7 protein-coding genes, 1 tRNA gene and 3 pseudogenes are annotated in these 10,175 nt (G+C 67.5%); 6 read left to right on the top strand and 5 right to left on the bottom strand.

From position 1 onward, the window contains the following. Nucleotides 1-565: 565 nt before the first annotated feature. Entirely contained in the window at nt 566-3,184 is a 2,619-nt protein-coding gene (locus ACGFU7_RS42105) for a Helicase associated domain protein (RefSeq protein WP_393703481.1), read from the top strand. Nucleotides 3,185-3,247: 63 nt separating this feature from the next. Here the strand turns inward: ACGFU7_RS42105 and ACGFU7_RS42100 are convergent. Together ACGFU7_RS42100 and ACGFU7_RS42095 are read right to left on the bottom strand one after the other, a co-directional pair. Beyond that, nucleotides 3,248-3,321: transfer RNA gene (locus ACGFU7_RS42100), tRNA-Met, on the bottom strand. 63 nt (nt 3,322-3,384) lie between these two features. Next, nucleotides 3,385-3,663, bottom strand: a pseudogene (locus ACGFU7_RS42095) (transcriptional regulator); the annotation flags it as partial. Between the two features lie 463 nt (nt 3,664-4,126). Between ACGFU7_RS42095 and ACGFU7_RS42090 the strand changes: the two are divergent. From ACGFU7_RS42090 to ACGFU7_RS42080, 3 genes are all read left to right on the top strand, one after another. Continuing rightward, on the top strand, nt 4,127-4,291 hold the full coding sequence (locus ACGFU7_RS42090) for a hypothetical protein (protein ID WP_393703479.1): 165 nt from the start codon (nt 4,127-4,129) through the stop codon (nt 4,289-4,291). 425 nt (nt 4,292-4,716) lie between these two features. Further along, nucleotides 4,717-5,334, top strand: a complete 618-nt coding sequence (locus ACGFU7_RS42085; protein ID WP_393703477.1) for a hypothetical protein — start codon at nt 4,717-4,719, stop codon at nt 5,332-5,334. A gap of 304 nt (nt 5,335-5,638) precedes the next feature. After that, nucleotides 5,639-5,929: a hypothetical protein gene (locus ACGFU7_RS42080; RefSeq protein WP_393703475.1), complete on the top strand. Its 291-nt coding sequence runs from the start codon at nt 5,639-5,641 to the stop codon at nt 5,927-5,929. A gap of 209 nt (nt 5,930-6,138) precedes the next feature. Here ACGFU7_RS42080 and ACGFU7_RS42075 read toward each other — a convergent pair. The 3 genes and pseudogenes from ACGFU7_RS42075 to ACGFU7_RS42065 all read right to left on the bottom strand — a co-directional run. Then, a pseudogene (locus ACGFU7_RS42075) lies at nt 6,139-6,420 on the bottom strand (transposase); the annotation flags it as partial. A 36-nt stretch (nt 6,421-6,456) separates the two neighbouring features. Beyond that, complete coding sequence (locus ACGFU7_RS42070; RefSeq protein WP_393703474.1) at nt 6,457-7,221, bottom strand: alpha/beta fold hydrolase; 765 nt, start codon at nt 7,219-7,221, stop codon at nt 6,457-6,459. Nucleotides 7,222-7,431: 210 nt separating this feature from the next. Beyond that, a complete protein-coding gene (locus tag ACGFU7_RS42065; protein ID WP_393703472.1) occupies nt 7,432-8,097 on the bottom strand; it encodes a DUF4097 family beta strand repeat-containing protein in 666 nt (221 codons plus the stop codon). 237 nt (nt 8,098-8,334) lie between these two features. Here ACGFU7_RS42065 and ACGFU7_RS42060 point away from each other — a divergent pair. Beyond that, a pseudogene (locus ACGFU7_RS42060) lies at nt 8,335-9,087 on the top strand (helix-turn-helix domain-containing protein); the annotation flags it as partial. Nucleotides 9,088-9,566: 479 nt separating this feature from the next. After that, nucleotides 9,567-10,040: a cupin domain-containing protein gene (locus ACGFU7_RS42055; protein WP_393703470.1), complete on the top strand. Its 474-nt coding sequence runs from the start codon at nt 9,567-9,569 to the stop codon at nt 10,038-10,040. Nucleotides 10,041-10,175: the final 135 nt, after the last annotated feature.

Below are 10,175 nucleotides of genomic sequence, written 5' to 3'. Positions count from 1 at the left end.
GCGCGCGGTCTGCTCCGCAGACACGACGCGCCGTCGCTACGCGACGGACAGACGCACCGCACTCCGTGCGGTGTTCCGGGACTCCGTCCCGGGAATCTGGGCCACTCCGTGGCCCAGGAGGCCAACTCCGTTGTCCTCGGGCTCGGATCGCTCCGCGATCCGGCCGGCGGAATCCGCTCCGCGCATTCCTGGGGCTGGCTAGGAGTGCTACGGGTGGGGCTGACGGAACCTCAGGGGTCGGGCTTCATCATGCTATTGAGCCGCAGCGCGGGCCCGGTTCGAGATCTTCACTGTGCGTGTTCAGTCCAACAGAACCGAACGGTTTAGAACACTTCCGCAAGTCATGTGCGTCATTTTCCTTAGCCCGATATCTTATGGAGTGTGGGACAACTCCCGATGCATTGACTAGGAGACTCTAAATTTGCTGGTAAACCGCTCCGTAAATCTTTAGGATATCCTGGGTAATCCAGTTTTCCGGCTCATTGATTTACATCGTAACCGGCTGATGGTGCCTCGGAAGATGGTTCTGGTGCGACGTCAGATTCGGGCAGGAAAGGGAAATCGTATGCCGGGCAGAGAACTGTTTCCGCATCAGGTGGAGGCGGTCGACGCGGTCCTCCGCATCCTGCAGACGCCTGCTGGCGGGCACATGCCGCCCGAGGGGCTGCGGGCCCAGGTCATCGCCGCGACCGGCTCGGGCAAGACGCTGATCGCCACGGCGGCCGCCCAGAAGCTGGGTGCGCGGCGGGTGTTGGTCTTGGTGCCGACTCTGGATCTGCTGACGCAGACCGCGGCGGCGTGGCGGGAGGGGGGCCGTGCGGGGGCGATGGTGGGGGTGTGCTCGCTGCGGGCGGAGGATTCCGACGGCGTGCCGTGTACGACCGATCCGGACGAACTGGTGGGCTGGGTTGGGTGGTTGGAGCGCGTGACGGTGTTCGCCACGTACGCCGCCGTCGGTCTCGGGATCCTGCAGCGTGCCCATGCGGCGGGCTTGGGGGTGTGGGATCTGATGGTCGTGGACGAGGCGCACCGGACCAGTGGGGACGCGGGCAAGCCGTGGGCGGCTGTGCACGACCAGGGGAAGATTCCGGCGGCCCGCCGGCTCTATATGACCGCCACGGCCCGGATCTGGGAAGCGCCCGAGGACGCCCGCGGTGGCGGGCGTGAGGAGCCGCGGCTGGTCGCGAGCATGGACCCGGACTCGTCCGTCTTCGGTCCCGTGGCGTTCAAGCTGACCTTGTCCGAGGCCGTCAGCCGCGGTCTGGTGGCGCCGTACCAGGTGGTGTGCGTCGACATCGCCGATCCCGAGCTCCATGTCGCGCGCCAGGTGGCCGGCCCCGGCTCGGACGCGGTGCGCGGGGCGCGGCTGGCTTCGCTGCAGACCGGTGTGCTGACGGCTGCGGTACAAGAGGGGCTGCGGAAGGTGCTGACGTTCCACAGCAAGGTCAGTGAGGCCGAGGCCATGGCCACCGGGGTCGTCGGTGTCGCTCAGCGGTTGTGGGAGGACGATCCGCGGCGGTTCCCGGCACCGGAGCGGGTCTGGGCCAACTGGCTGTACGGCGAGCACTCCCTGGGCCACCGACGGGCTGTGCTCGCCGAGTTCGCCTCGGACGTCATCGAGGACCAGGACGGCGGCCGTGGCGGCGACGGGCGAGGGCTGCTGCCGGCAGCGCTGCGTGTGCTGAGTTCCGTGAAGGTGTTGGGCGAAGGTGTCGATACGGCGAATTGTGATTCCGTCGCCTTTTGTGATGCACGGGGGTCGATGGTCGACATCGTGCAAATGGTCGGCCGTGCTCTGCGGATGAAGCCCGGCGAGGGGAAAATTGCGTCGCTGATCGTTCCGGTATTCCTCGCGCCGGGTGAAAGCCCGGACGACATGCTGACCTCTCAGGCGTACGGCACCCTGGCGAAGATCCTCGAAGCGTTGCGTGCACATGACACCGATATCATCGAGGCGCTCGCCGACCCTCGTGTACGCAGCGGCAGTTGGGAGCCGGACGAGGCCGGGGAGGTTGAGCCGGAAGGCGCCGATGACGGCCAGGAGCAGCCGGAGGGTGAGCGGGGGCCGGGTGCGCCCGTGCGGGAGCTGCTGAAGTTCAGCACTCCCCGGGATCCGGTGCTGCTGGCCCGGTTCGTGAAGCTGCGGGTGATCGAGCCGGAGAACACCTTCTGGAGGCGTGGGATCGAGGCCTGCGTGCGGTATGTGAAGGAGACCGGCACGGAGCAACTGCGGGTGCCGTACGACTTCGTCACCCCGCCAAAGTGGGCGCCTGCCGGGTTCCCGCTGGGGACATGGCTGGCCGACCAGCGGCGTTTCAACAAGGCCGGGCACCTCGCCGCGGCCCGGGTCGCCGAGCTCGACGGGCTCGGGATGGTCTGGTCCCACCAGGATGTCGCGTTCGAGGAAGGACTCACAGCCGCCCGCGCCTGGGCTGGCGTGCACGGGCACTTCCTGCCGTCGGCCACCGCCGTCTGGGACGGCTACCCCGTCGGGACCTGGGCGAAGAACCAGCGCACCGCGGCCCGGCTCGCGCAGAGCATCGCCGAGCGGCGCGAGGCCGGCCTTCCCGTCGAATCCAGCGCCGGGGCCCTGGCCCAGGCGCGGCGCGAGGCGTTGGAGGAGATCGACCCCGGCTGGTGCCCGGTATGGGACACCGGGTGGCAGCGCTGCTTTTGCCTCGTCCACGCCCACGTCCAAGGCGGCGGGGCGGTACCGACGGGTGCGGGCGAGGTGATCGTGCAGGGTGAAGACCTCGGCCGGTGGGTCATGGCCTGCCGCTCCGGCTGGGAGAAACTGCTGCCCGCCCAGCACTGGCTACTGGGGCACGTCCTCGGCCTGACTCCGGCCGCCGAAGACGAGCGGCCAGTGAAACGCACACAGGACGACAAGTGGGCCCTCAACCTCCGCGCGGCACGTCAGTTCCACACCCGTGAAGGCCACCTCAGCGTCCCCAGGAAGCACGTTGAGCACCTGGAACCGGAAGGCGGCCCAGCGGGATGTCAAGACGGCGCTGACGGATTCCTGGCGGTGAAGCTCGGCATGGTCCTCGACAACATCAGGAAACGAGCCGACAAACTCACCGAACAACGCCGCACAGACCTGAACGCCCTCGACATGCGCTGGACCACAACCACAGCGACGGGCAGGAGCCACACGAACACAGCGAGCAGGAGCCAGAAGTAGGGGTCTCGCCAGGAATGCGAGAAGGGCCCGGATCCGCTGTGGATCCGGGCCCTTCTTCAGCAGTAGCGGGGACAGGATTTGAACCTGCGACCTCTGGGTTATGAGCCCAGCGAGCTACCGAGCTGCTCCACCCCGCGTCGGTGATCCCCACCGTACGCCATCACAGCGACGCCGGAGACCACACCTGCCACCAGGGGCTTTCATGCGGCGAAGCCGACGCTGGTGCAGTACTCGTAGGCCCCCCACCGACTGCCCAGGTCCGGGAGCACATCGGTGGTCCACGCGTTGTCCAGGCCCTGGTGGTCGCCGGCCGCCCAGGCCCCGACGATCCTGTCCCAGCGGCGTACGTTCACCGTCCGGTACTCCACCACCCGCTGCAGCGGTCTGGCCACCTGCGACTGGTTGAGAGGGTGGATCTCCACCCGCGTACCGCGTCCGTCACGGTTGAGGCGGGCCAGGAGATGGCGGGCCACGTTGCGGCCGTCGTCCGAGCTGCCGCCCGGGAGCCGTGGCCAGCCTGGCGCATCCGTCGTCGGCCCACCCGGGCAGCAGGGCGGCCAGGGCGTCCCGGGCCCGATCGGCCCGACTGGGCGTGTGGGACCGAGCGGCAGCCCCGGCACCGACAGCAAGGACGGCGCTGCTGGCGTCGGCACCCCAGGGCCAACGGGCGCCGTAGGTACGGACGGGCAGTCCGTCGTGGGCCCGGCCGGACCGAAGGGCGACACCGGTCCTGCCGCGGCCCGCCAGGTGCGGACGGCAAGGTCGGCAAGGATGGCGCCGACGGGCAGACCTGCCCCGACGGTTACTCTCTCCAGGCCCCACCGGATGATCCGGATGCGCTGGTGTGCCGCCGTACTGGTGCTGAGACACCGCCCTCGGGCCAGTCCCGCACCCTTCTCGGGCTCGGGGCTCTCACAGCAACTTCGATGTACAGGAGACTTGATGGCTGACTTTCCGCCGCGGCAGGTTCAGCGGCGCCTCGACGACAGCGCCGCAGACATGGGGACGCTCGTCGACCTCGGACTCGTCGAGAAGCAGCCGAAGCCGCAATATGCCGGCCTGTTCGTCGAGCCCGACATCCCGCCCCTCAACGACGAACCCGAATGACAGCAGCCCCCTCCCGCTTCGGTGGGAGGGGGCTTTCGTGCTTCTGGGGGACTACTTGCCGAGCCGCTTCCGGACGGTCATGCGGTCGACTCCGCCGCTCGTGGCTGCTGCCTCGGGGCGGAGCAGCGCGTATGAGGTTGAGGGACGCATCGGCCTACGGCGATGCTGAGACTGAGCGGCTGAGTTGGCCTGTGAGCGCTTGAGTTGGCTTGGCTGGGCGTCGGGGTTGGCCCGCAGGTGAGCCGAAAGCGCGATGGTTGTCACAAAGGCAGGTTTGGTGCGTTGCGGCTCCGGCCCCTCTGCGGCAGCGCCCGGCCCGGAAGCCCCGCCAACCGGGCGGGGCTTCCGGGCCGGTTCGGCATGGTGCCATGCCTGGGCGCGATGTGCACGGATGCTGATGGCCTTCGAGCCATGCAGGAGAGACCATGGACGGCCACCCCAGCCCTCAGGAAGCCCGGCAATCGACATCCATTGGCGCGGGCCATGCCACTCCCGGTCAGCCGGGGGTCATCGGAATTGCGCTCGCCGCCGTGCTGACGGCCGCACTCGCGCAGGGTTCGTGGCAGTGGTTCTCCACATATATCGGGGTAACGCTTCTTGCGTTGATCTTCTCTTTTTACCGACTGCCGACATGGAGGGCCGGCCTCGGATCTACGTACATGCGGAATCTGGCTGCGTATTCGCTGGTTGTCGGCCTGTCCGTAGCGATCACGTTGGCCCCAGCGCTGCAGCGCTGGGCGTGGCTGTTTCCGATGCCGGGCACTCGCGGGGGGTGTCCCGAGCTGGGCAGGTACGAGGCCATCCGGGCGGAGGCCGCGCTGGCGAACCTGGTTGGTCGCGACAGTGCCGCCTTGGCTCACGCGCAGGAGGCCCAGAGCCATGATGCTGTTGCCGACTGCCTGTCAGCCACTACGACCCTGTGGCTGCCGGTTTACGGGGCCGGGGCGGCCGTACTGGTGGGTCTGGGCGCGTGGTCCCTCGACCGAGCCCGGGTGAGGAAAGAGGCGGCCGTGGCCAGCCGAAATCCTCCTCGTACGGGCTGAGAAGGAGTGCGAACGCGACAGGACAGCAAGGGGAGTGGCTGTTGGGGCCGCCGTCGGCCTCTGACCGACTGCGACATGCAGTGTGTGGCTTTGTCCACACGTTTCGGTTCTGGGCTCAAGTTCTGTGGACCTGTTGCGGAGCGTTACCGGTGACGCCCCCGGTGGCGTCCACCCGTGAGTGATGGTGCAGGCTGGTTGCATGGTCAGTCGCGTGGAGAAGTAGCTCGCCCTTCTTGATCGGCTTTCCGGGGCAAGGGAGCCTCAGTTCTTCCCTGTCGAGTCGGCCGAACAGGGCATGCGTGGCGTGACGGAGATCGTGTATGAGGACCTGCCGGATGGACTTCTCACGGCGCTCACCTACGGCTTGTCGCTGGCGGAGCATCCGGACTGGCAGCACGGTTCGCCTGAACTCTGTCTCAGCGTGAACTCGACCAACGTGATCTGGGCGCACGCGGTGGGCTTCCTTGCCGAGTGGCTGCGTGGCACTTGCCCCTTCAGCTACGGCAGCACGGTCAACTTCGGCGAGCGGATCGTGCCAGGGTCGGAGATGGCGGCGTTCTGCGTCTTCGCGCCGATGCGACTACCTGGGCATTGACGTTGGCGTTCCGGGACACGAGGGTCACGACGTGATCAATATCCAAGGGATGTACCCCATCCACGAGATTGAGCGGCAGTTCATCAACGAGCACGGGCTCGAAGCCTTCTGGAAGAGCGATTGGGAGCCCACGGACGTGTTGCGCCGTCCCGCGGTCTGACCTCAGTGGTACACCAGCCTTGATCTGGATGACTCATTCGCTGGGAATGTCAGGCGAGCAGGACCCGCTTGCGCAGGAGGGTGAAGCCTGCTCGGCCGAACATCTGGCGCTTCAGCATCTTGATCCGGTTAACGTGGCCTTCGACGACTCCGGAGCTCCAGGGCAGGGTGAGGCCGGCGATGACGGCGTCGCGGTCGCGGTCGATGCCCGCGGCGAGCGTGTGAAGGCTGGGTAGGTTGTCCTGCCTGGCAGCGTCGGGCCAGTCCGGCAGGCGCTCGCCCTGGCGCTCGGTGAGCATGGCAGCGAAGGACCGGACGTGCCCGGTGAGGGCCCGGATGTAGTTGTCGTCAGTGCGCTGGTCGTGTCTTCAGCGCCCCCCGCGGTCGAGGGCGGCGACCTCGCGTACGGCCTCGGCGACGGCCGGGAAGTCCTTCTTCAGGATCGCATCGTGGTTGCTGGCGACCTTCGCGCTGATTTTGATGTTCGGGTTACGGGCGGCCACCCCATCGAGGCTGGCGCGGATCCGCTCCTGCTCGTCGCCCTTGCTTCCGAGGGACGTCCCCGAAGCGACCACATACCGCGCCGGGGCGGTGATGTTGTCCAGCACGGGGCCCAGCTCGCGCTCGCGGGCGAGTCTGCCGAGCTCGATGTTGCAGTCCGCCATCTGTTCGGCATTCATCCGCGGGGTCAGGCCCGTCGGGCGCAGCAGCGGCATGAACAAGTTCAACCGCCGAAAGGTCTTCCGGATCCGCTGCTCCATGGCCTCATCCAGCCAGTCGTGCGGTTGCGCGCCCTCGACCATGACGGCGCCCAGGGTGCGGTCGGGATTGCGACTGGCCCAGTGCGCTGCGACGAACGCCCCGTAGGACCAGCCCACCACCAGCGTCCGGTCCACGCCCCTGGCCGCGAGGACGGCATCGACGTCCCGGACGGCGGCCTCGAATGAGTAGTCCGCGGAACGCTTCGATTTCTTGCCGCGGGCCCGCTCGTCGTAGGTGATGTGCCGCCATCCCGTTCCCAGTTCGGCGATGACCCGCCGCCAGTACCCCTGGGTGGCGAACTGGCCGTTGAGGTAGACCACCGGGATACCGGGACCGCCGGTGTCGGTGACGGCCAGGGGCCGTATCGTCAACCGGCACCATGCCGGTCCACTGCGAATTGGTCGAGGAAGTGCTGTTCTTCGTCATGTGTTCCACCTGGTCTTGTGAGAGCGTCTTGTGCGACTTCTCCAGGCCCTGCACGTGGATCGCAGGCCCCTCGGGACGGACGGCCGTGTCCTCGGCGACGACCGACAGGATCTCGATCGCGATAGACCCGGCCGGATGGTCCTGGTTCTGCTTTTTTAGAGGCTGCGGGCGGTGATGTCGCCGTGGGAGGTGGTGGCGCGGATGTCGAGTTCGGCGGTGCCGTCGTTCTTGAGGGCGTTGCTGACGCGGCCGTAGTCGGTGCCGGCGTCCAGGGCGGCCGAGACGCCGGTGGCGGCGGCGACCGAGATGTCGCCGGACTGGGTGCGGAGCACGACCGTGCCGCGCACGGCCTCGGTGATCCGGATGTCGCCCCTTGCGGTGCTGATCTCCGCGGGGCCGTTGAGCCGGCCGACCTCGACGTCGCCGTCGATCGCATTGAGGCGGACGCTCGCGGCCTCGTCGATCTTGATCTGGCGGTGCGCGCCTTCGAAGGCGACGTCGCCGAGGCGTCCGACACCGCGGAGCTCGGCGCTGGCGGCCTTGGCCTCGATGCGGGAGCCGGCGGGCAGCTGGACGGTGATCTCCAGGGATCCGGAGGGGCCGAAGAGCTGGTTGTTGGGGGTCGAGGCCGTGATCCGCAGGACGCCGTCGGCGTAGGCGACGGTGGTCTGCTCAGCGGTCTTGGTGTCGCGGTTCTTGGAGGGGTTGGCGGGCAGGACCTCGACGGTGGTGTCGGCGCGGTCTGCGGCGATGAACTGGATGCGTCCGGCGGGGATGTCCAGGACGGCGGAGATCGGGGCGGGGGTATCGAACTTCTGCATCGTGCTCTCCCGTACTCGCTCGTTGTTTCTGACACCGGAAACGCTACGTTGCTTTCCATAATTCGACAACGCATCTGTTGCATAGAATCTACATCTACGCAGGTAGGGGCTGGGAAACTGTTGCAACGGTCTTGAGAGTAACGCAACGAAATCCGCTCTGATCATTGCAATGGATGAGAAGTGAACGCTATAGTGGGGGATCAGGGACCGCCACGAAGGATCACCAGGGAGATCGCGATGCCGGGAGGCAGACTCACCCGGACCGAACGCCAGCAGATCGCGCTGGGGCCGGCCGACAGCCTCCCCTACGCCGAGATCGCCGACGCCCCGACCGTCCGACCTCGACGATCACGCGTGAGGTGATGCGCAACGGCGGCCCCACCGCCTACCGCGCCGACCTGGCCCACCGCGCCACCGAACGCCGCGCCCACCGGCGCAGGCCCGCCTCCTCCCGAGGGCCAAAGCCGGTCCCCCAGCCGCACGGACGCGACGCCGTGGCCGAGGCCGTGGCCGAGGCCGTGGCCGAGGAGACGTTCACCACCGCCCGCTTCGGGCCTGACCAAGATGACGGCCCGGGTGCTGACCTGCCTGTTCACCACCGACGCAGGCAGCCTCACCGCGTCCCAACTCGCCCAGCGCCTCCAGGCCGGCCCGGCGTCCATCTCCAAAGCGATCGCCTTCCTGGAGAGCCAGAGCCTCGTCCGCCGAGAACGCGACGAACGCCGCCGCGACCGCTACGTCGTCGACGACGAACTCTTCTACCAGGCAACGACCGCCAGCGCCCGATCCAACGACCAACTCGTCGAAACCGCACGCCAAGGCGTCGCCATCCTCGGCCCCCACACCCCCGCCGCCACCCGCCTGGAGAACATCGCCCGCTTCCTCGACTTCATCAGCGAAAGCATCACCCGCACCGCCGAACAGGCCCGCGAAGCCCTCCACACCAAACCCGAAACAACCTCGAACGACACCGCCCGACCAAGTCCAGACCACGGACAGACCGCCGTCTCGATCGTCACAGCCATGAGACGAAGCCGGCTGCGTCCCCGGGGAAACGCTTCCGGCAGCCGCCCACCAGGACACCTGGATGCTCAGCGCCGGTCTTCGTTCCGATGTTCCTCAACCCCCGGGAGCCCGCGAGTTCGCGGAAACTGAAGGTCCTTCAGCACGAACTCGGGGGCCCGTCGCCCTGATTCCGAGGGATGGACCCGTGGGTTCCCGGTCAACTCACAGGGAACATCGGAACAGCGGTTATCGGTGAGATTGGTCTTGGTCGTCCAGCGCAGCGATCGGATGCTGTGCTGGGGTTCGCAAAAAGATCGCCGGCCGATGGTGAGGGGCGGCTACCGCCCCGCCGGGTACCGGTGGAATTCGTTGCCATTACGGCAACAATAGTTGTCGCTCCAGGCACGGTGGTCGCAGTCTGGTGCCCGGCCAAAGGCCCTCGAAAACAATCAGGAGGCCACACGATGACCACCCACGAAGGCGTCAGGTCCGCACTGAGTACCGCCGACAGCGCGCCGCCGGGCAACCGCGTCCACCACGTCCGGTCCGGCGAGTTGGACGGCTACGCCGCCATCAGCGGCGGCACAGTCGGCTCGAAGAAGCTCTGGATGGGCCTGGTAGAGAACCCGCCGTTGAGCGCAACGGACAACCACCATCACGGCGAATCGGAGGCGGGGATCTACGTGGTCAGCGGTCACCCCGTGTTCGTCTACCACAACGGCATACAGGAGGTACGGATCGCCGCCGATCCTGGCGACTTCCTACTCGTCCCCCCGTTCGTCCCACATCGAGAGGAGAACCCCGACCCGAACGAGCCCGTGGTCGTCGTGATCGCACGGACCACGCAAGAGCCGATCAAGGCCTCCCTGCCCGAGCTGTATCAACTCAAGAAGACAGAAACACAGCAGGAAGAAGACGCGGACCGACTGAGCGGGTGAAGCACCCGCTCAGCCTGCGTTGGGATCCAGCGAGCCTGTCGGCACGTGCCGGCGGCGACGGCGGGAAGGCCAGGGCGAGCATGACGAGGGTGATGTGCCGGTGCCATGATGAGCTGAACCGGATTCCGTGGCGGC

This window comes from Streptomyces sp. NPDC048473 (assembly GCF_043200155.1).
In the GTDB taxonomy this organism is placed as follows: domain Bacteria; phylum Actinomycetota; class Actinomycetes; order Streptomycetales; family Streptomycetaceae; genus Streptomyces.
Note: the sequence above shows the minus strand (reverse complement) of the source record. Positions and strands in the feature narration are given on the sequence as shown.